Raw genomic sequence first — 19652 nt, 5'->3', positions numbered from 1 at the left:
GTATAGAATTGCAGTGAACCGCAAAACTTCAGGAGCCCTTTGTGGACTTACAGGAACTCGTCAACGCGCACCAGAACCGCCTCAGCGACACCGAGCGCGAGATACTCGCCTTCATGCTCAACAACGAGCAGTTCGTTGCCGACTCAACCATTAGCGCTCTGGCCCACAAGACCTTTACCTCAACGTCCAGCATTATTCGCCTGACGAAGAAGCTGGGCTTCTCTGGCTTTGCCGAACTGAAGTTTTTCGTGAAAAATTCTCTCTCTGACGCTGCCGCCCCCAACAGGGATTTTCTAGAAAGCGGCCGCACCGATATTCTCAAAACCTACGAGGGGCTGACGAACGTCGATTTCGAACCGATTCTGAAAAAAATTGAATCGGCTCGTACCATCTACTGCTACGGCACCGGCTTTGCCCAGCGCACCGCAATTCAAGAGTTCTCGAAGTCTATGCTGGCCTGCGGTAAATTCACCCACGTTATCCCGGCCTCCAGCGAATTCCGCGGGAGTATCGGGGTGATGAAGCCCGATGACCTCGTCATTATTGCCTCGCTCTCGGGCGAAACCGAAAGCGCCCTACCCACCGTACGTGCCCTGGCGGCCCGCAAGATTCCCATGATTGCCATTACAGCACTGGGCGTCAACACCATCTCTGCTGCCGCAGATTTTTCACTGCACTACGAGTCCACTCCCACCGTTACCCTCAGCGCCAAGGAACCCTACCACTCCTTTGTCGCCCTGACCGTCCTGCTGGACTACACGGTGCGCCAATATATCCAGTACATCGATACCCAAGAAAAGAATCCATGAACGCCCTGCTCTACGCCCTGCGCGACACCCAGCGCCTCCGCACCTTCCTCTTCTGGTACTGGTTAATCAGCCCCTTCATTTTCTTCTTCTACCAGTTCGCGGTATCTCGTGGAGAAAACGTCGACTTTCGCGAAATGCTCAACGAACCGGCTATCGCCCTTGCCTTCATCGTAAGCTGTATGTCGCTGATTATGGTGGGCCTACTCCGGGCAGCAGAAACCGAAAACGAAAACACCGAGCGCACCTTTGGCATGTTTGCGGTAGCCCAGCAGCTCCTCACCGGCAATATCCCCGGATTCCTGCTGAGCTACTTCTACACCCGATCCCTCTGGGATGCTCCTCGTGAGCCCTTCGCGCCCTGCCTACGCTGGGTTATCCTTGCGGGTATGGCCCTGCTCGGTCTGCTGTCTCTGCTCACCCTGCTGGCCTACATCAACCTGGCCACCGGCTAAAAGCAACCTCACCGGCCCTGTTCCCTCGGAACGGGGCCTTTCTATAAGGCCCGCGAATCTGTGCTATGGGCCTGAAACCTCTATGATGGTAGGGAAGTTAACACGTGCAGAAAGCTAGAGTAGATTCAGTGAACGAGCAGGTAGACCCTGAAACCGCTAACGAGCGCACTACCGGCGCCGCCCCCTGGTCCCATGGCCATGTGCAGACCCCGCAGGAAGCTCCCGACTCTGCTGCTGATGAACAGGTAACAGCTCAGGTGCAGGCTGGCCTTGAAACCTGGGCTGAGCAGATGGAAACCTACACCGGCCCCGATGCCATGCTGGACTTCAACCAGGTCGACTACGTGCACATCGACCTCACCGACGCCAACTCCTCGGGTGTTGCCCAGATGTTTATGGGCAGAAAGACCCGCCTCTCTACCATCTTGCGCGACAAGGCCAAACTTGAAGCCGGTATGGTGGCTGCCCGCGCCCTGCGCACCAAAATCTTTGAGCTGGCGACCGGGCACGGGCTGGACGCGGGCTACTTCGTAGCGGGTACAGCCTCCTGGCTTTCACGCGATGTGCGCGAGGACGGCATGGTAGGGGAGAAGCGCTTTATCGCCCCTATCCTGATGGCTCCTCTTGCTATCACCCCCCACCCCACCAGCGATGACTTCGAGATCCAGCTGACCGGACCGGCCCAGCTCAACCCCGCCATGGTACGGCAGATCAAGAAAGAGTACGGTATCGATTTGGGTACTATGGACGTTGCCCAGCTGGCTAACTCCATGCGCAAGCTAGACCCCGAACCGGTCATTGAGCGCATGCGGGCTACGACCGGTGCCGTCCCCGGCATGACGATTCGCTCTACCTACTTCATTTCGACCTTCGCAGATCTCAAGGAAAGCACCGGGGAGCTACCGGTAACCGCCCACACCCCGCTCGTCCGCGATATTGCCCAACTCAAGCTCAACCCACTGGAGCAGCCCTTCGTTGCCCCCATCCACAACACCCGCGAACCCCTTGATAGCCGCGACCCTGACACCGACATGCTGGTGGTGGACGCGGACGCCAGCGGTCAGGACATCGTCGACCTGGCCCATCTGGGGCACTCCCTGGCTGTGACCACCGCTCCCGGTACCGACCAGCTCGGCACCGCAGCCAACATCGCCGCGGCCCTGATTCACCAGGGGAAATCTGTGCTTGTGGTAGGGGAGAAGCGTTCCACCCTCAACGATTTCAACCGCCTGCTGGAGCGCACCCACCTCACCGACCTCACCTTCGATCTGCTGACCGAACGGGACTCAGAGGCCTACCGGCAGGAGTTCATCTCAGCGATTGTGCGCGATGAGAAGGCTCCCGCCCCTAACGTCACCGATATCCACCGGGAACTGGTAGAAACCCGTGCCAAGCTGCGCGGGCACACCGAATCGCTGCGGTTCACCGAATCCCGCTGGGGTTGCTCTGTCTACGATGCCCTGCAAACCCTGGCAGCACTTACCGCCCAGGACCCGGCGCCCTCTACCCAGGTGCGCTTGGCCCGCACCACCATGGACGAGCTGACCCGCCGCACAGAGACCGTCCACAAGCTCCAGCGTCTAGCTGACCTCGGCGGTTTCCGCCCCTCAACCCGGGCCTCAGCCTGGCACCGGGCTAAGCTCACCAGCTCAGAAGACACCGAAGCCGCCCACGCCCTGGTCAAGAGCCTGCGTGCTTCCCTGAACGAAGTGTCAGCGGGCATGGCCCTTATGTCCGACGAAACCGGCTTGAAGCCCGCCACCAGCATGGACGACTGGGGAACCCAGCTTGACCTGCTCGAACGTATCGCTGATACCCTCACCCGCTTCAGCCCCGATATCTTCGACCGACCTGTCACCGACCTGATTGCCGCCACCGCGAGTGGAACCTGGCGACGAGAGCACGGCATCGACATGTCGAGCATCCAGCGCTCCCGCCTGCGCCGCGCCGCCAAAGAATACATCGTGCCCGGCGTCAACATCTCAGACCTGCACGAGAACCTCTTCATCGTTCAGGGCCAGCGCGAAGAATGGATTGGCCTGGCTAAGGACGAACGTGTCCCCACCATCCCCGAGAACCTCGCCGACCTGCGTGCCCGCCACACCGCCCTGCTCGAAGAATTCACGGGTCTAGCTATCGTGCTGGAAGATTCCCCGGCCGGCACTCGCTTCTCAGCCACTCCCCTCAACCAGCTCGAAGAGAGGCTCGCCGCCCTTATCGACGACGAATGGCTCCTGCACACCCTGCCCGAGCGCGTCCGCCTCACCCGGGAACTGAGCGACCAGGGCTTGGGCGAGCTCCTCGACGACTTCTACGAACGCCAGCTCGAAAGCGGCGCTGTAGCTGCCGAACTAGAACTTGCCTGGTGGCAGACCGCCCTTGAAATGATGCTGGCCTCTCAAGAACTTGAGATTCTGAGCGCAGATACCCTGCGCGACCTCGAAACCCGCTTCCGCCGGGCAGACTACTCGCACCTGGCGTCCGCCCCTGCCCGCCTGCATGCCCGCGTAGCCGATACCTGGCGCGCCCGCATCCACGAGTACGACCACGAAGCGGCCTTCCTGCGCAGCCAGCTCAAGAGCCACGAGTTCAACCTCCAGCAGGTGCTGACCCATGCCCCCACCATGGCTACCACCCTGCTACCCCTATGGATCACCAGCCCCTTTGCCCTCTCAGGCAAGGTGCCCACCGGCATGCGCTTTGACGCAGCAATCCTGCTCGATGCCGAATCCACCCCGCTGGCAGCTAACCTACCTGCCCTCATCCGGGCAGAGCAGGTCATCGCCCTGGGCGACCCCCACAGCGGCTTCCCCTCCCCCTTCATGGTCTCAGCGGTAGCCCAGAACGCGCCGGTCATCAAGAACCAAAAACTGGTCAGCACCTTCGAAGCCCTAGCCAAGGTCCTGCCCGCACGTTCCCTAGCCACCGTCAATCGAGCCGTAGACCCCGCCCTCTTTGCCTACCTCAACGAACACTTCTACGATGGGGCTCTCACCAGCTATCCCTGGGGCGAAGAAATTACCGACGGCACCCCGGCTCTCACCGTGGAATATGTGGATGTCACCGGACGGGTCTCCGACAATGCCGCCCTTGACTCACCCAGCCTGGAGGTGCAGCGGGTAGCCGAAATGGTTATCGAGCACGCCTACCGCAGCCCCCAGCAGACCCTGGCGGTTGTGACCACCACAGCCCGTCACGCCCAGCGTATCGCCGAGGCCGTTCGTCAGCTGCTGGCGCGCTACCCCCAATTCGCCCCCTACTTCGCGGCAGGGGACGAATCCTTCCGCGTCGTTGATGTCTCCCGCGCCGTTGACATGGAACGGGACGTCATTATCTTCGCCCTTGGCGCTGGAAAAACAGCCCAGGGGGCAGCCCACCACTTCGGGCACCTCTCCGAGCGCAGCGGCCGCGAAAGCTTCGTGCTTGCCACCACCCGTGCCCGCCACCTCACCCGCCTGGTCACCTGCGTGACCCCCGAAGACCTAGACCCCCAGCGCCTAGAATACGGAGCCTTCGATATCTACCGCCTGCTGCTGGCCTACCGCCGTGAGCAGGAAGCCCATGCTGCTCAGGAACTGACCAAGCCCATTACCGATAAACTGCCGGTCAACGAGTTCCTCACCAACGACCACCTAGAAGCCATCGACATGGGCGACTGGCTGCTCAACGACCTGGTGCGCCGCCTGGGCCAGCACAAGGTCACCCTGCACGAATCGGCTGTTCCCCTGATTTCGTTAATCGTGACGAGCGAGGAAGAATCCCTACTGGCCGGGGCAGTGGCTAGCCCCCGGGCCCGCACCATGGTACAGGACGTGGACCGTACCACCCCGGTGAGGGTGCCCCTGGCTGTTGTTTCCGACGGTTCAGACGCCTACGCCGCCATGAGCGTGCGCGAACGCTCCCGCCTCATTCCTGAGCTCCTGGCCCGTACCGGCTGGAACCACATGACCTGCTGGACTATCGAGGTCTTCTCTGACCCCGAAACCCTGGTCGGCCGTATCGGAAGCTACCTGGGGCTGGGGCGTAATGAGTAAGCCTTCAGGCGCTGAGTCAACAGGGGCTGAAACCCCTGGCCCCGGCTATAGTCCCGTACCCAAAAAACGGCGCGGCCACCGCCGGGCCATCGGCGGCTCAGCCTTCACCGGCACCGAACCCAAACTGGCGGGGCTCACCGACTCAAGTGCGTCCGCCCCAGCTACCGAGGGGGAGGACGCCCGGGCAACCTGGCTCAAGGAACAGCGTCCGCCCCACTACGGGCAATAAAAAGAAGGGGCTGCCTGCCACATACCGTGACAGGCAGCCCCTTGAACGTCTCTGGGCTTACTTGCCCTTATCGTTGGCGTAGAAACCAGAGCCCTTGAAAACCACACCGACTTGGCCGAACTTCTTGCGGAGGGTGTCCTGGCCGCACTCGGGGCAGGTCTTGAGCGCGTCGTCCGAGAACGACTGGTGCTGCTCAAACACATGGCCGCAGTTCTTGCACTGGTAAACGTAAACAGGCACGGATAACTCCATCAAATAGGCGATAAATCTGGGGGCTATTCTACTCTGTTCTGGCGGCTCGACCTCAATTACCCAGGTGGTGCAGGGTCTTCTCCGTTGCCACAAACCGAAGCCTGGCATCCCAGCTATCTGCAGGTAGGCCATCGAGAATTTCCCGCTCAAACACCACCCCTACGGTAGAGGGGTCTTGCGCCAGAGGGCCAAGCTGCTCAAAAAGCCGGTCATAGTAGCCGCCGCCCTGCCCTAGCCGCCGCCCTGCCAGATCGTAGGCAAGGGCAGGTACCAGACGAAGGTCTGCCTGGATAAAGGCCTCAGATCCGTGACGCTCGCCCACGGGCTCCACGATATCCAGTGCATTGATAGTGTGTTCTGCCTGCGGCTGCCACTCTACCCAGGCCAGCTGACGCCGGGGGCGGACGACCGGCACCAGCACCCGACACCCCTCAGCTACTGCCTGGGTCAGAGCCGGTAGCAGGGGAGGCTCAGTGGGAAGGGGAAGAAAGGCGGCAAGAGTGCTGCCTGCAGGGAGGGCTTGCCAGAGAGGAGCTAGGGTGCGTTCAAAACCCTGAGCCGCTGCCTGACGCGGCGGATTGTGGGTTCGGCGTCTGCGCAGGTAGCTGCGGGCAAAGGCCTTAGCATGGGCGGTGCTTGCTGACCTACTAGAGCTCACGGGTGCCCCTCCTGAAGAAGTGTTAGCTGAATCTAGCCACAATTTACCGTTTATTTAGGTATTCTGGGAGGTATGACTGAAAATAAATCACTCTCCGTGACCAAGGCTGTGATTCCTGCAGCCGGTCTCGGCACTCGCTTCCTTCCCGCCACTAAGGCCACTCCTAAGGAGATGCTGCCCGTGGTGGACCGCCCCGCGATTCAGTATGTGGTAGAAGAAGCCATTCGCGCTGGCCTGAACGATGTTCTGATGATTACCGGCCGCAACAAGCGTGCCCTAGAGGACCACTTTGACCGTGTACCCGGTCTGGAACAGCAGCTTGCTGACCAGGGCAAGGACGCCCTGCTCAAGAGCGTGGAAGACTCCAACGACCTGGGTGAAATCCACTACGTCCGCCAGGGCGACCCCAAGGGTCTGGGCCACGCTGTACTGCGCGGCAAGGTTCACGTTGGCAATGAGCCTTTTGCTGTTCTGCTGGGCGATGACCTGATTGATGAAAAAGAAGACCTGCTCTCTGCCATGGTTGCTGTCCAGCAGAAGACCGGCGGCTCTGTCGTTGCCCTGATGGAGGTCCCCGAAGAGCAGATTTCTGCTTACGGCTGTGCCGCAGTGCAAGCTGTTGAGGGCGAGGACGGCTTCGTTAAGGTCACCGGCCTGGTCGAAAAGCCTGCTGTTGAGGACGCTCCCTCAAACCTGGCCGTCATCGGCCGCTATGTTCTTTCCCCCAAGGTCTTTGAGGTGCTGGAAAATACCGCACCGGGCCGCGGCGATGAAATCCAGCTGACCGACGCCCTGCAGACCCTGGCCCAGGGCATCTGCGAGGGCGAAGGTGTCTACGGCGTGGTCTTCAAGGGCCGCCGTTTCGACACCGGAGACAAGCTCTCCTACCTCAAGGCCAACGTCATTCTCGCTACTGAGCGCGATGATCTGGGCCCTGAGCTGCGTACCTGGATTAAGGAATTCGCAGCCGAGCTGTAAGCTCTGATACTACTGCTGGGCGGACGCGGGGCTAAGGGAGGCTCTGAACCGTTCGGTAGTGAGCAGCCTGGAAGCAGAAGAACTGGGTACCTTCTAGAAGGAAGGTACCCAGTTCTTGTCTCATAGCTCTGCTCTGTTTGAGGGAGCTGGGGTAGAATGAACTAGATATTTGTGTCACAGAGATAAAGAACGGGGGCAGCGATGGACTTCCTGAGTGGTTCAGGCCTTATTTTGCTGGTATGCGTGCTGGTTGGCCTGGGGCTCGTTGTGCCCCGCCGTAAGTCAGATTCTGTGACCAGCATCGGGGCTGAGAAGTTCGTTGCCGATATCGTTGAGAGCCACGCCAGCGAGGCTGAGGCTCGCCGTGCGCCGTCCGCTCCTCCGGCTCGGACCGCGACCGAAACCGCCCCGGCTTTTCGGCTGAAGCCCACCCGTCTGGCGGTGTTCGGGCTAGCTCTAGCCTTTGCGCTGGCCAGCCTGGTCACGGGGGTTCTGTCTCTCACCGGTGGAGCAGCCCCGCTCCTTCCCCTCCTCTTCTTGCTAGCTAGCCTGGCCTGCCTGGCTACCTTGCGGGTATTGGCCCTGCGTGACCGCGACCGTAGGCGGGCCCGCACCATACTAGCTGTTGAACAGCGCCAGGCCCAGCGGCGTCCTTCTGCTCCCTCAGGCACCTCTCACTCACCTAGCAGCCAGCAGGCTCGCCCAGCAGCTACCTTCTCTACTGTCGAGCTGGAGCCTGCCGCTAAGCGTCCTGCCCGTGCCCGCCAGCAGATGCCGGTCAGCCACGCGGCTAAGGCCCTCCGCCGAGCAAAAACCCAGCATCACCCGGTGGTAGCTGCACCCGCCCCCGTTGCTGACGGCGAGGCCGCTACCCAGCAAAAGCCCGCCCGCCTACGCATGGACGAGGCTCTGCCCGACACCCGCTGGCAGGTCACCGAGGTGCCCTTGCCTACCTACCTTGAGGCAGAGAGCGTGCGCAGGGAAGCTCCTGCTCCACTTGAGACTGAAATTGCCCCGAAGAGCCAGACCCAGACTCTGGCCGAGGCAACAAGTCTCAACCTTGACGATGTGCTGAAGCGCCGCCGCGCCTAGGCGAAGATGAAGTTTTTTCAAAGAATAGATACCCAGCCGTAGCCTCACCCTGAGAGGCCGCGAAGCTGGGTATTCTGTTTGAGGGGTAGGACCACACCGCCCCACGATATTCTGAGGAAGGCTAACCGTATGGCTACACACCACCTGGAAGTTGAGCAGAAATTTGAGCTTGCCGATGTGAACAGTGAGGTTCCCTCGGTGGAGTGGAGCTTTAAGCGGTGGAGTGTCAGTGAACCTGTGACCGAGCAGCTTGATGCCACCTACTACGACACCCCCTCTGGCAACCTGGGGCGGCATAAGGTAGCCCTGCGCCGCCGCCTGGGTGGCTACGACCAGGGCTGGCACATCAAGTTCGACGCTGCTGGCCAGCGCCATGAGGTGACCTTTGACCTGCTGTCTAACCGGTCCGCTATGCCCGCTGCGGTGAGGAAGTTTGTGCAGGTGCCAGCCCTCGGCGAAGAACTGGAGCCTCGGGTTTCTCTGAAAACCCAGCGGACCCGTACCGTGATCCTCGATAGGGCCGGGGAGCAGCTAGCTGAGATTTGTGATGACCAGGTGCAGGCGCTTGACTATGCCACCGGCCAGGAACGGGCCTGGCACGAGTGGGAGGTAGAGCTTCTGGGGCAGACCGCCCAGGACCGTAAGCTCACAGAGGCGCTCTTTGCGGACGTTGCTCGCCAGCTACAGGCTGTCGGGGCTGTGCCCTCGCAGTCGCCGGCTAAGATTGCCCGGGCCCTGGGGCAGGACGCCGAGTTTGAGGCCCGGCGAATGGGCGGCAAAGCTAAGGGGCAGGGTAAGAAGTCGGCGAAAAAGAAAAAGAAGGCTCTGACAGCTGAATTTCCCCGGGTGCCGAGCTCTGCTGAGCTGCTCACCCGGGTGCTTGCCTCTCAAACCCAACGGCTTGCCCAGGCTGATCTACTGGTGGCAGCGGGAGCACCCGATGCCACCCACCAGGGGCGCATTGTTGCCCGTCAGCTGCGGAGCGTGCTGAAGTACATGGCCCTGCCCTATGCACGCAGCGGGTTTGCTCCGGCCCTTAAAGATATGATGCAGGGGCTGAAAACCTATGCCCGCCAGCTAGAAACGCACCGTAACGGTGAGCTTGTGCACCCTATGGCCCAGCAGGTCTTGCAGGCTCACCCGATGTTAGGGGAGAGCTCAGGCGCTGCCTTCGGTGCGGTCATGGAGCACCAGCAGGCGGACGCGGCCGCCCAGGCCCGCCGTTACCTGGCTTCTGCTGGGAGGCTGGAACTTCAGCTGGCTCTCGAATCCTTACTGGCCGATGTGACCCTGGCTGTGGAGCTTCCCCTCAATAGCGAGAACTACGTGAATAAGGTAGCTAAGCGTTTGCGTAAGAACCTGGTCAAGCAGGGGGAGCGGGCCGTGGCTACCTGGCCAGAGCAGGCTGCTGATTTTGCGGCGGGCACTGCCTTCGACGAGGGCTTACACGATGTTCGCAAGGCTGCTAAGGCTGTGCGCTACTGCCTCTTTGCCGCTGCTGATGCCGGGCTTCCTCTGATCGGGCCCCAGGCCAAGCTGGTGGCGCGGGCTAAGGCTGTTCAGGCAGAACTGGGTGAGCTCACTGATGAGCTGACGATGGGCGACTGGCTTCTGGGGCTGCGTGCGCAGGCCAACGAGCTGGGGCTTGACCCCTTTGCGGTCGGCTACCTGCTGGGCCGCTCGGAGCTACTGGCTATGGGCCTGCGTATGACTGCCTTTGACGCCCTGCCTCGGGCTCTCAAGAAAGTAAAAGGTATCAAGCTTACCTAAGTCTGCTCGTGAGCCCTGCAGCTTCGTAGCTGACCCTCTTTAAAAAGCTAGAGGCACCTCAATCAGGTGCCTCTAGCTGCATCACACACAGGAAGAAAAGTCTTCTTTGTACCGCCTAGCCAGCCCTCCCACAGGGCCTTGCGGCTATTTGGTAATAAAAATATAACCTAATTGTGTTCACTCTGGCTAGTCTTTGGTGAAAATTTTTTTGGTTAACCTATTTTTTGAGATAGGTGAACCTAAAAAGTGCTTATTTTGCCTTGTCATTTCGAGGGGAAGGGGGTATCCCCGGTGGAAGAGGGGCGGATGCCACCGCGACCGCCTGCGAGAACAGGCTAGACTGGTGGGGTGAGGGAATGGCTTGAAAATTTGCACTGGGTCGCCGCCATCGGCTTTATGTGGGTGGTGGGTATTGTGCGTACCTCCCTCATTTTTTCCCTGGGCTGGTTAGCTCAGGCTGAGGGTTCCCGCTTTGAGAAGATACAGCACCTGATGGATCACCCCCTCTACCGCCGGGCCCGGTATTTTGTGAATCGCTGGGGTGTGCTGGCCGTTCCCGCCTGTTTCTTGACGGTGGGCTTTCAAACTGCGGTTATTTTGACTACCGGCTTTACCCGTATGCCCCTCTCCCGCTGGATTCCAGCCATGCTGGTAGGCACGTTTATGTGGGGTACTATCTACGCAACGGTTGGCATATCGGTTGTCTGGCTCTGGCTTGAGAACCCGCAGGTAGCCGCCCTGGTACTGGCCCTGCTGGCGGCCATCATTATCACCGCAAAAATCCGGGACAGAAAACGTTCCATGCCGCGACTACCGAAAGACACCAAGCTATGACCCTGAGCAAGCTGATTCTTGCCCACCCCGACCTGCTGGTTGACGACCAGACCGCCCGCTATGAGCAGGTGGGGCAGGTACCCGGTCTCTGCGTGGGGTTCGTTCCCGGGGTTATGCCCGGTAAATGGTTCACCCGGTGGAGGGAGCGCTATTCGGCGCTGGCTCCCCTGACCGACGTCGCTCTGGCCGAGGGGCAGGGCCTTGCTTCGCTCGATGCTTTTGCGGATATGGCGCTGGTGCGCGCTGAGGACGAGCCCGAAGCCCGCGATAAGAAGCGCTACCACGCGATTGAGCTCTACCGGGAAACCCCGGTGGTGGTACTCCCTAAGGACCACCTGCTGACGGTGCTCGAGACCGTTCCGGTTGCCGAGCTAGCCGAAGAATTTTTACTCCAGAATCCCGCTGAGGTGCCCGAGTGGCGCGACCTTTCCGCCGACTACCGAGCTGAGAACCCGCGTCCGCTGCCTCAGATGAGGCACCGGGCCGACGCGATTGAGCTGGTGGCTGCCGGGCTGGGCCTGTTGGTGATACCGATGTCTGTAGCCCGTTTTTACCACCGCAAAGACCTGACCTACCGCCCGGTTGAGGGGCTGGGCGAGTACCCGGTTCTGCTGGTGTGGAAGCGGGAGGTACGTGAGGACGCCCGCGAGCAGGTGATCCAGGACTTCGTGGGTATTACCCGCGGGCGCACCGCTGCCTCTCAGCGCGGTAGCGATAGCCGCGAGGTGGCCCTGGAGAAGCAGCGGCGTGAGAAGGAAGAGGCCAAGCGGAAGCGGGCGGCTGCCAATAAGCGCCGGGAGGCTGAAGACCGCAAGAAGCGGAACGCCCAGAAGAACGGCAACCTGCGCCAGTACCAGGCCCAGAAGGGTGGCAAGGTTAGCGCTAAGGGCTCGGGCCGAGGCTCTCGGGGCAAAAAGCGTTAGGTGACAACCTGCGCTGCATGCCTACCGACGGCTAGTCCTTCTGGTCGGTCTTTTCTTCTGCTTTCTGGGTCGAAGAGGAAACCACAGCGCGGTCCTCGTGAGTCTCGCTATGAATCACCGACTGGTTAGCCAGCGGAATACGAATGCCACGCTGGTCCATAGCCTTCTTGAGCTCCTCACGGAGCTTACGCCCCACCGCGAACTGCTCAGAGGGGGCGGTCTTGACCGTCAGGCGCAGCACCACCGATTCACCGGTCACAGACTGCACGCCCAAGTACTGGGGCTTGCCCGAAATATTCTCCTTGATACCGGGCAGCTTAATGGCTTTTTGAATTGAGGTCATAAGGAAGCCCGCCATCTCGTCAATATCGGCATCGTAGGGAATCGGCAGGTCGATGATGGTGCGGGCCCAGCCCTGAGAAGAGTTGCCCACGCGTAGAATCTCGCCGTTGCGCACGTGCCAGAGGGTTCCGGCGGTATCACGCACCTGGGTGGTGCGCAAACCCACTGCCTCTACCTCGCCCTCAGCCTCACCCAGATTGACCCAGTCACCGATGCCCAGCTGGTCTTCGGCCACGATGAAGATACCCGAGAGGAAGTCTTTAACGAGAGACTGGGCCCCGAACGAAAGAGCCACACCCACCACACCGGCTGAGGCGATGACGGGGGCAATATTGAAGCCCAGCTCAGCGATAATCATGACGATCATGACCGTCCAAATCACAATCGACGAGACCGACCGGAGCACCGAGCCAACGGTCTGCGCTCGCTGGGACTGGCGGGCGCTCGCCAGGGACGTGTCGGCCTTCCACCGGCTAGTTTTATCACCCCTTTTCTCTTCTGCTGCAACCACCCGGTTGCGGGTGCCGCGGGCGATAGAGTCAGTGACGTGGCGAATAACCACGCGCACCAGGCCGTGTAAGACGAACCCGATGATGATAATGATGAGTATGCGCAGGGGCGCTCCCAGCCAAAAATCTAGGCTGGCCAGTCTGGCCATTACGGTTCCGGCGGCCTCGGCGCTTTCTTCAAGGGGCGTTGTTTCTGCTGCTAAAATCCCGGTCGCTGTCATACCTATGAGCCTATCGTCTTTGGCTGAAGAAAACCGGTATGCCAGCTGCCCGCGAACGCTAGGGCGGCGCACCTGAGCCAAGGGTGCAATAGACTGGTTTTTCAGAGACGAACAAAGGAAGAAGAGATGCCCCTGGTGATGGATACCCGCCCGGCCGCTTACGCCGTGGTGATTGAGGACGGCAAGATTCTGCTCTCCCGCTGGGTACCGCATATTCCCGGTTACCGCCCCGGCTGGACCTTACCCGGTGGGGGCATGGACCCTGGCGAACAGCCCCATGAGACTGCCGTGCGCGAAGTCTTTGAAGAAACCGGCTATCGGGTGGAACTTGACCGCCTACTGGGGGTACACGCGGCTTACTTTGAGCCCGAAGCCGGGGCAATCCGTCCTTTCTGCGCCTTGCGCACCATCTACACTGCCCACATCACCGGCGGAGAACTTACTGCCGAGGTCGGCGGATCGACCGACCTGGCAAAGTGGGTTCCGCTGGCTGAACTAGACCAGCATTTCTACTACTCCCTGGTGGACGAGGCCGCACACCTCTTAGGGTATGCGGACGCCCGTGAGCTGGCTGCCAGCTACCGGGAGGGTTCGCATGACTAGGGAAGCGGCTAAGGAACAAGGACGCCCGCGCGCACAGGGCTACCGCGCCCAGCTGGTTGCCCTCGCTGCGGCCACCGGCCTTCTGCTGAGTGGCTGTGGCAGCTCAACGACCGGCAGCAACACAACTGCCTCGACCAGCCCCGCCACGACCGCTACCTTGCGTATCGGTACCGGGCTAACGGCTGAGACCCGCCACGCAGCCTATATCTACCAGGCTGCCCTGCAAGAAGCGGGCTACACCGTTGAGGTGGTTGAGACCGACGATAGCCGCCCCGCCTACTTCGCCAGTATGGGTATAGACACCGCTGCCACCGCTACAGCCAGCCCTACTGCAACCGGCCCGGCAGATGGGCTTGTGCATATCACCCCTGATTTGTCTGGCGACCTGCTCCTCTACCTCACCGATAACGGGGCAGTTAGCCCCACCATTATCGAAGAGGAGCGGGCTAGCGCCGCGGCAGAAACCAGCCCCGCGCCAGACCTGACTGCGAGCGCAGAAGCTAGTGCGGGTGCATCCGCTGATTCCAGCCCTACCGCTACACCAAGTCTTACTGCTACGCCCAGCCCCAGCGCTACCTCGCTCAACGTGCGCGGGCTCAGCAGCAACGACATCGTCAGCTACGTTGACCGTGCTCTGCCCGATACCGCTGAGGTGCTCTCACCCTCGAGCGCCACCAACCGGTATGGCTACGTGGTCACCCGAGCCACTGCCCAGCGCTACGGTCTGGAGACCATGAGCGAGCTGGGGCAGGTCTGCTCTGAGCTGAGCCTGGTTGCCCCCGAAAGCTACGCCACCAACCCTAGCGGTGCTAGTTCACTGAGCACCCACTACAGCTGCAGCCCGGGAGCCAGCAAGACCGCTGATAGCCGGTCAGACCAGGCCCAGGAGCTCATCACCGGCGCAACCAGCATGAGCTACATGTACTCAGCCAGTGCAGAAATCCCGGCTAATAATCTCGTGCTGCTTGAGGACCCCGAGCGCACCCAGCTTGCACAAAACATCGTGCCCGTCACCCGCGCTGGTGAGCTGCCCCAGCAGATCAAGGACATCATCAACGATGTCTCCGCTAACCTCGACACCGATTCTCTGGTGCGCCTCAATACGCTCACGAGCGGCGATAACCCCGTCTCAGAAACCGACGCCGCCCATTTCTGGTTGACCCGTATGAAAGGGTAATCTAAATCTTATGGCATTCAAGCAATCAAAAAAACTTCAAAACGTTCTCTACGATATTCGCGGGCCCATTCTGGAAGAAGCCCAGCGTATGGAAGCGCGCGGTCACCGTATTCTCAAGCTCAATATCGGTAACCCGGCGCCCTTCGGCTTTGAAGCGCCTGAAACCATCATGATGGATATCATCGAGCACCTGCCCTACACCCAGGGCTACTCTGATTCCCGTGGCCTTTACTCTGCCCGTACCGCCATTGTGCAGTACTACCAGAACGAGGGCATCATGAACATCACTACCGATGATGTCTACCTGGGTAACGGTGTCTCGGAGCTGATTCCTATGACCCTGCAGGCCCTGCTCGATAACGGGGACGAGATTCTGGTGCCCAGCCCTGACTACCCCCTGTGGACGGCTGCCACCCAGCTCGCAGGCGGCAAGCCGGTGCACTACCTCTGCAACGAAGAGGACGGCTGGCTGCCCGATATCGAGGACATCAGGTCAAAAATCACCCCCAACACCCGCGGCATCGTGGTCATTAACCCCAATAACCCCACCGGTGCTGTCTACACTCCCCAGGTGCTCCAGCAGATTGTTGACCTGGCGCGGGAACACGAGCTGGTGATTTTTGCTGACGAAATTTACGAGAAAATTCTCTACGACGGTGCCCAGATGACCCATGTGGCAGCTCTGGCAGGCGACGACGTGCTCACCCTGACCTTCTCGGGTCTTTCCAAGGCCTATCGGGTCTGCGGCTACCGCGCTGGCTGGGTGGCTATTTCGGGGCCCAAGCTTGCTGCTGCCCCCTTCATCGAGGGTATTAACCTGCTGGCTAATATGCGCCTGTGCGCAAACGTGCCCGCCCAGCACGCCGTACAGACTGCCCTGGGCGGCTACCAGTCCATCAACGACCTGATTCTGCCCGGCGGACGCCTGAAAGAGCAGCGGGACCTGTCTTACAAGATGCTCAGCGAAATGGACGGTGTGACCGTGCAGCAGGCTGAGGGCGCCCTCTATCTCTTCCCCAAGCTTGATATCGATAAGTTCAATATCACCAGCGACGAGCAGTTCATGCTCGATCTGCTGCGGGAACAAAAGATTCTGCTGAGCCACGGCACGGCCTTCAACTGGTCAGAGCCCGACCACTTCCGCCTGGTCTTCCTACCCGATACCCGCACCCTGGCCGATGCCCTGGAGCGCCTGGGCAACTTCCTGGCTGACTACAAACAGAATTAGGACGTCTGGTTCTGGCGGGCGGCGTCCAGAGTAGCCTGGGCGCCGTCGAGCCAGGCTTCGCAGCGCTGGGCAAGGGCCTCGCCCCGCTCCCACAGGGCAATAGACTCTTCAAGCGTGCTCGCACCGGACTCCATGCGGGCTACAACCTGCAGGAGCTCTTCACGGGCCTGCTCGTAGGTCAGCTGCTCAACCGGAGTGGCATTCAACTCGGTCTTAAATTCGATGGTGTTGCTCATAGGTTTCCTTTCCTTGACCTGGCACCTGACCAGGTTCTAGTGGTTTTTCTCGTGCACGGCGGTAACGGTTGCGTCCACAGCACCGGCTGCCGCGCGCACACTAATATTTTGACCCTCGTGCAGGGCGCGGGCATCGCTTACCAGCTGGCCAGAGGCGTTCTGCATCACCGCATAGCCGCGCTCCAGGGTCTGCTGGGGCGACAGGGCCGTAACCCGCGCCCGTAGCTGGCTAATAAGATCACGGTCCCTGGCAAGACGGTGGACGGCCGCGCTCGAAGCCCTCGCCCGCAGCCGCTCAATATCCTCTGACCTAGCCAGCAGGGCTGAGCCCGGGTTGGCAAGAACCGGACGGGACCGCACCTGGGCTAGACCGTAACGCTCAGCAGACACCAGCTGCTCTACAGCTCGCACCAGCTGGTAGCGGGCCGATGCGAAGAGCTCCCGCTCCTCACGGACGTCCGGAACAATACGCTTACCGGCATCGGTAGGGGTCGAAGCCCGCAGATCTGCTGCGTGGTCCATTAGTGGGGAATCAGCCTCGTGGCCAATAGCCGATACGACCGGGGTGTCTGCTGCTGCAACGGCCCGAACCATTGCCTCCTCAGAGAAAGGCAGCAGGTCTTCAAAGGAGCCGCCACCGCGGGCAACCACAATCACGTCGATGTCATCCCGGCTATCAAGCTCAGCCAGCGCAGCCGTCACCTGGGCAACCGCGTTCACGCCCTGCACCGCAACCTCCCGCACCTCAAAATCAACGGCGGGCCAGCGCAGAGAGGCGTTACGGATGACGTCCTTCATAGCGTCCGAATCACGGCCGGTAATCAAACCCACCCGGCGGGGGAGCAAGGGCAGCGGCTTCTTACGCTCGGGACTAAAAAGACCCTCAGCCTGTAGCTTGGCACGCAACTGCTCAATGAGCTCCAGCATAGAACCCACACCCACCGGCTTGATGTTAGAGCCCTGCATCGATAGACGGCCGGTCTTCACCCAGAAATCAGGCTTGAGCTGCAAAACCACCCGAGAGCCCCGCTCCAACTGGCCCTGCACCTTAGCCATCTCTGAGCCCCAGACCGTGACCGATACCGAGACCTCCTGCTCAATATCGCGCAGCGTCACATAAGAAACCCTGCCGCGGTGGTTGAGCTCAATAATCTGCCCCTCCACCCAGGTCGGTACGCAACGGGCAATATACTCGTGCATCTTATTCGACAGCACATGCAGGGGCCAGGGATTATCGACGCTGGTCTGGCCAGCGCGTTCCGCTAGTTGCCGGGGCGCGCCCTGGGCCTGCTGTTCTTGCTGAGCCTGTAGCTGCGCCAGTGTCAGATGGCCGGGTGCCGAATCACCAAAACTGTTCATACACCTACTTCTACCACCGCTGGCTGACACTTTAAGCATTGAGCCGAGAAAAAATAGGAACTCAAGCAAATACCCAGTAAGACCGGCTACCATGCAAGCATGACGGGTACCCGCAAGAGCACAGAAGACTACGGCGACGGCAACTGGACGAACCCCTATGTTCAGGCCGAAAATCAGCGCGCCCAAGAAGCAGCCCAGGACCCCTATGCAGAGCCGACCTCGGCTTCCTACGCCCAGGGGGCCTACCCGCCTGAAGCGCAGGTGCAGGGGGCGGCGTCCGCCCCGGTGGCGTCCTACGCGCCCCCTCGGGTGCCTCGACGTCAGCGCCGTCGTCCGGCTTTTAGCCTGGCCAGGCGCTTTCTCTGCGTCCTGCTGGCTCTCTTTACGCTGGCTACCGGGCTGACCGCAGCCACAGCCTACTGGGCACAAACCACCCTGGTAGATACCGAAAACTTTGCGGCGATGACCGAGTCCATCGCCTATGATCAGGACTTCCAAACTAGCCTGGCAAGCGCCGTCACTGACGACATCATGGCCTCACCCGCTATCGAAACCTACCTGGGCGATGGCAACTCCACCGCCTGGTACGGGGGAGTGCAGAACTGGCTCTATGACCAGACCTACACCCTGGTTGACGGGGCTACCAACTCGCTGGTTACTTCCGATGCCTACCCCCAGCTGTGGGCCCAGGTGATTTCAGATACCCACGCCTATAACTTTTCGGGTGAAAGTCGCCCGGCGGTGCTTGATCTTTCTGCCCTCTACGACCAGGCGGGGTCGTCTGTGCAGTCGGCGACCGGCTTTGGCGTTGATACCTCAAACCTGCCCGGCCGTACCATCACCCTGGATACGGGGCAGAACATCTGGCCTATTAATTCCACTATCAATACCCTGATATGGCTGGCCTCCCTCTGGCAGCCCCTGCTGGTGGTTAGCGGCATATCCGCCCTGCTCGGATTCCTGCTCTGGCCCCGCAACCGCTTTGCCTACCTAGCTTTCATTGCCTTCAGCGCAGCAGCCCTACTCTGGGTCGCTGGCCTCCTGGGGGGCGGTGCCTCCCTCACCGCCGGAATACAGCTACCGGCTAGCAACGCGGCCGTCCTTTTCCTGCAAAAACTGTCTGAAACCATCACCGCATCTTTCGCCAGCTACCACAACGGCCTAGCCCTCAACCTGCTCATTGCGGGGGCGGTACTGACACTTCTTGCTCTTCTCTCAGCGATCATGGGGCTGACTGCGAGAGAAGCCACTGCACGCACCCGCTAGAACCACGTAGGATAGAGACTATGTCTACCCGAGAGAAGACCATTGAACTGGGTCTGCCCACCGTACCCCGCGTGCGCAGGACCCGCGAAGAAGTTGAGGCAGCCGCCCCCACCGGCGACAAGAAGGTGCTCCTAGCAGCGCCCCGCGGCTACTGTGCCGGTGTTGACCGCGCCGTCATCGCCGTTGAAAAGGCCCTAGACCATTACGGGGCGCCCGTCTATGTGCGCAAGCAGATTGTTCACAACCGCCATGTGGTTGAAACCCTCGAAGCTCAGGGCGCAATTTTTGTGGACGAGGTGGAGGAAGTCCCCGAGGGCGCCGTCACGGTCTTCTCCGCCCATGGCGTGTCACCGGCTGTTGTGGCCTCAGCGGAAGAGCGTCAGCTTAACACTATCGACGCTACCTGCCCGTTGGTTTCCAAGGTGCACCGCGAGGCTGTACGCTTTGCCAAGCAGGACTACGACATCCTGCTCATTGGCCACACCGGCCATGAAGAGGTTGAGGGTACCGCTGGCGAAGCCCCCGACCATATTCAGATTGTGAACTCACCTGACGAGGTTGATCAGGTGACCGTGCGCGACCCCGAGAAAATCGTGTGGATTTCGCAGACCACCCTGTCTGTGGACGAAACCCTTGAAACCGTTGCCCGCCTGCGCGAGCGTTTCCCCACCCTGCAGGAC

At 60.7% G+C, this 19652-nt stretch carries 19 protein-coding genes; 14 read left to right on the top strand and 5 right to left on the bottom strand.

Annotated elements, in window-relative coordinates:
- Positions 1-41 precede the first annotated feature (41 nt).
- The 4 genes from E4U03_RS08990 to E4U03_RS08975 all read left to right on the top strand — a co-directional run bounded on the left by E4U03_RS08990 (position 42) and on the right by E4U03_RS08975 (position 5524).
- Complete coding sequence (locus tag E4U03_RS08990) at positions 42-809, top strand: MurR/RpiR family transcriptional regulator (protein WP_135013210.1); 768 nt, start codon at positions 42-44, stop codon at positions 807-809.
- Entirely contained in the window at positions 806-1261 is a 456-nt protein-coding gene (locus E4U03_RS08985) for a cell shape determination protein CcmA (protein ID WP_135013209.1), read from the top strand. Before E4U03_RS08990 ends, E4U03_RS08985 begins: the two co-directional genes overlap by 4 nt.
- A 104-nt stretch (positions 1262-1365) precedes the next feature.
- Positions 1366-5295 carry a DEAD/DEAH box helicase gene (locus tag E4U03_RS08980; protein ID WP_135013208.1) on the top strand — a complete coding sequence of 1310 codons (3930 nt, stop codon included), beginning with the start codon at positions 1366-1368 and terminating at the stop codon, positions 5293-5295.
- The gene (locus tag E4U03_RS08975; RefSeq protein WP_135013207.1) at positions 5288-5524 is read left to right on the top strand and encodes a hypothetical protein; all 237 of its coding nucleotides are present in this window, start codon (positions 5288-5290) and stop codon (positions 5522-5524) included. Before E4U03_RS08980 ends, E4U03_RS08975 begins: the two co-directional genes overlap by 8 nt.
- Positions 5525-5581: 57 nt before the next feature.
- Here the strand turns inward: E4U03_RS08975 and E4U03_RS08970 are convergent, their stop codons facing one another.
- Both E4U03_RS08970 and E4U03_RS08965 read right to left on the bottom strand, forming a co-directional pair.
- A complete protein-coding gene (locus E4U03_RS08970; RefSeq protein ID WP_135013206.1) occupies positions 5582-5764 on the bottom strand; it encodes an FmdB family zinc ribbon protein in 183 nt (60 codons plus the stop codon).
- Between the two features lie 64 nt (positions 5765-5828).
- Positions 5829-6434: a 5-formyltetrahydrofolate cyclo-ligase gene (locus E4U03_RS08965; RefSeq protein ID WP_167752377.1), complete on the bottom strand. Its 606-nt coding sequence runs from the start codon at positions 6432-6434 to the stop codon at positions 5829-5831.
- 72 nt (positions 6435-6506) lie between these two features.
- Here E4U03_RS08965 and galU point away from each other — a divergent pair, with 72 nt between their 5' ends.
- From galU to E4U03_RS08940, 5 genes are all read left to right on the top strand, one after another.
- Complete coding sequence (galU, locus tag E4U03_RS08960; protein WP_135013204.1) at positions 6507-7412, top strand: UTP--glucose-1-phosphate uridylyltransferase GalU; 906 nt, start codon at positions 6507-6509, stop codon at positions 7410-7412.
- Between the two features lie 201 nt (positions 7413-7613).
- On the top strand, positions 7614-8504 hold the full coding sequence (locus E4U03_RS08955) for a hypothetical protein (RefSeq protein ID WP_135013203.1): 891 nt from the start codon (positions 7614-7616) through the stop codon (positions 8502-8504).
- 129 nt (positions 8505-8633) lie between these two features.
- Positions 8634-10274, top strand: a complete 1641-nt coding sequence (locus E4U03_RS08950; protein WP_135013202.1) for a CYTH and CHAD domain-containing protein — start codon at positions 8634-8636, stop codon at positions 10272-10274.
- Between the two features lie 369 nt (positions 10275-10643).
- Positions 10644-11108 carry a hypothetical protein gene (locus tag E4U03_RS08945; protein WP_228066065.1) on the top strand — a complete coding sequence of 155 codons (465 nt, stop codon included), beginning with the start codon at positions 10644-10646 and terminating at the stop codon, positions 11106-11108.
- A complete protein-coding gene (locus tag E4U03_RS08940; RefSeq protein ID WP_135013200.1) occupies positions 11105-12031 on the top strand; it encodes a LysR substrate-binding domain-containing protein in 927 nt (308 codons plus the stop codon). The genes E4U03_RS08945 and E4U03_RS08940 overlap by 4 nt, the downstream gene beginning before the upstream one ends.
- Positions 12032-12062: 31 nt before the next feature.
- Here E4U03_RS08940 and E4U03_RS08935 read toward each other — a convergent pair whose 3' ends face one another.
- Positions 12063-13103, bottom strand: coding sequence for a mechanosensitive ion channel family protein (locus E4U03_RS08935; RefSeq protein ID WP_228066064.1), 1041 nt, complete (start codon positions 13101-13103; stop codon positions 12063-12065).
- A gap of 126 nt (positions 13104-13229) precedes the next feature.
- On the opposite strand from E4U03_RS08935, the gene E4U03_RS08930 reads away from it, so the two are divergent.
- The 3 genes from E4U03_RS08930 to E4U03_RS08920 are packed head-to-tail and all read left to right on the top strand — an operon-like array spanning position 13230 to position 16111.
- A complete protein-coding gene (locus tag E4U03_RS08930; protein ID WP_228066056.1) occupies positions 13230-13706 on the top strand; it encodes an NUDIX domain-containing protein in 477 nt (158 codons plus the stop codon).
- Entirely contained in the window at positions 13699-14883 is a 1185-nt protein-coding gene (locus tag E4U03_RS08925; RefSeq protein ID WP_167752376.1) for a glycine betaine ABC transporter substrate-binding protein, read from the top strand. Before E4U03_RS08930 ends, E4U03_RS08925 begins: the two co-directional genes overlap by 8 nt.
- A gap of 10 nt (positions 14884-14893) precedes the next feature.
- A complete protein-coding gene (locus tag E4U03_RS08920; RefSeq protein WP_135013198.1) occupies positions 14894-16111 on the top strand; it encodes a pyridoxal phosphate-dependent aminotransferase in 1218 nt (405 codons plus the stop codon).
- Here E4U03_RS08920 and E4U03_RS08915 read toward each other — a convergent pair.
- The gene (locus tag E4U03_RS08915) at positions 16108-16347 is read right to left on the bottom strand and encodes an exodeoxyribonuclease VII small subunit (RefSeq protein ID WP_135013197.1); all 240 of its coding nucleotides are present in this window, start codon (positions 16345-16347) and stop codon (positions 16108-16110) included. The two genes, E4U03_RS08920 and E4U03_RS08915, sit on opposite strands and share 4 nt — an antisense overlap.
- Positions 16348-16383: 36 nt before the next feature.
- Positions 16384-17706: an exodeoxyribonuclease VII large subunit gene (xseA, locus tag E4U03_RS08910; protein ID WP_135013196.1), complete on the bottom strand. Its 1323-nt coding sequence runs from the start codon at positions 17704-17706 to the stop codon at positions 16384-16386.
- A gap of 99 nt (positions 17707-17805) precedes the next feature.
- Between xseA and E4U03_RS08905 the strand changes: the two genes are divergently transcribed.
- Together E4U03_RS08905 and ispH are read left to right on the top strand one after the other, a co-directional pair.
- Positions 17806-18972: a hypothetical protein gene (locus E4U03_RS08905; RefSeq protein ID WP_135013195.1), complete on the top strand. Its 1167-nt coding sequence runs from the start codon at positions 17806-17808 to the stop codon at positions 18970-18972.
- A 20-nt stretch (positions 18973-18992) separates the two neighbouring features.
- Positions 18993-19652, top strand: a 660-nt coding sequence (gene ispH, locus E4U03_RS08900) for a 4-hydroxy-3-methylbut-2-enyl diphosphate reductase (RefSeq protein WP_135013194.1), incomplete at its 3' end; no start/stop codon positions are given.

The organism is Rothia nasimurium, assembly GCF_004569295.1.
In the GTDB taxonomy this organism is placed as follows: domain Bacteria; phylum Actinomycetota; class Actinomycetes; order Actinomycetales; family Micrococcaceae; genus Rothia; species Rothia nasimurium_B.
The sequence above is the reverse complement of the archived record's forward strand: the minus strand, read 5'-3'. Positions and strand labels throughout refer to the sequence as shown.

Excerpts from the sequence above, each read along its gene's own strand:
- E4U03_RS08915 (WP_135013197.1), bottom strand. The coding sequence starts at position 16,347 with ATGAGCAACACCATCGAATTTAAGACCGAGTTGAATGCCACTCCGGTT.
- E4U03_RS08955 (WP_135013203.1), top strand. The coding sequence starts at position 7,614 with ATGGACTTCCTGAGTGGTTCAGGCCTTATTTTGCTGGTATGCGTGCTG.
- E4U03_RS08940 (WP_135013200.1), top strand. The coding sequence starts at position 11,105 with ATGACCCTGAGCAAGCTGATTCTTGCCCACCCCGACCTGCTGGTTGAC.
- xseA (WP_135013196.1), bottom strand. The coding sequence starts at position 17,706 with ATGAACAGTTTTGGTGATTCGGCACCCGGCCATCTGACACTGGCGCAG.
- E4U03_RS08985 (WP_135013209.1), top strand. The coding sequence starts at position 806 with ATGAACGCCCTGCTCTACGCCCTGCGCGACACCCAGCGCCTCCGCACC.
- E4U03_RS08950 (WP_135013202.1), top strand. The coding sequence starts at position 8,634 with ATGGCTACACACCACCTGGAAGTTGAGCAGAAATTTGAGCTTGCCGAT.
- E4U03_RS08930 (WP_228066056.1), top strand. The coding sequence starts at position 13,230 with ATGCCCCTGGTGATGGATACCCGCCCGGCCGCTTACGCCGTGGTGATT.
- galU (WP_135013204.1), top strand. The coding sequence starts at position 6,507 with ATGACTGAAAATAAATCACTCTCCGTGACCAAGGCTGTGATTCCTGCA.
- E4U03_RS08905 (WP_135013195.1), top strand. The coding sequence starts at position 17,806 with ATGACGGGTACCCGCAAGAGCACAGAAGACTACGGCGACGGCAACTGG.
- E4U03_RS08935 (WP_228066064.1), bottom strand. The coding sequence starts at position 13,103 with ATGACAGCGACCGGGATTTTAGCAGCAGAAACAACGCCCCTTGAAGAA.
- E4U03_RS08975 (WP_135013207.1), top strand. The coding sequence starts at position 5,288 with ATGAGTAAGCCTTCAGGCGCTGAGTCAACAGGGGCTGAAACCCCTGGC.
- E4U03_RS08920 (WP_135013198.1), top strand. The coding sequence starts at position 14,894 with ATGGCATTCAAGCAATCAAAAAAACTTCAAAACGTTCTCTACGATATT.
- E4U03_RS08925 (WP_167752376.1), top strand. The coding sequence starts at position 13,699 with ATGACTAGGGAAGCGGCTAAGGAACAAGGACGCCCGCGCGCACAGGGC.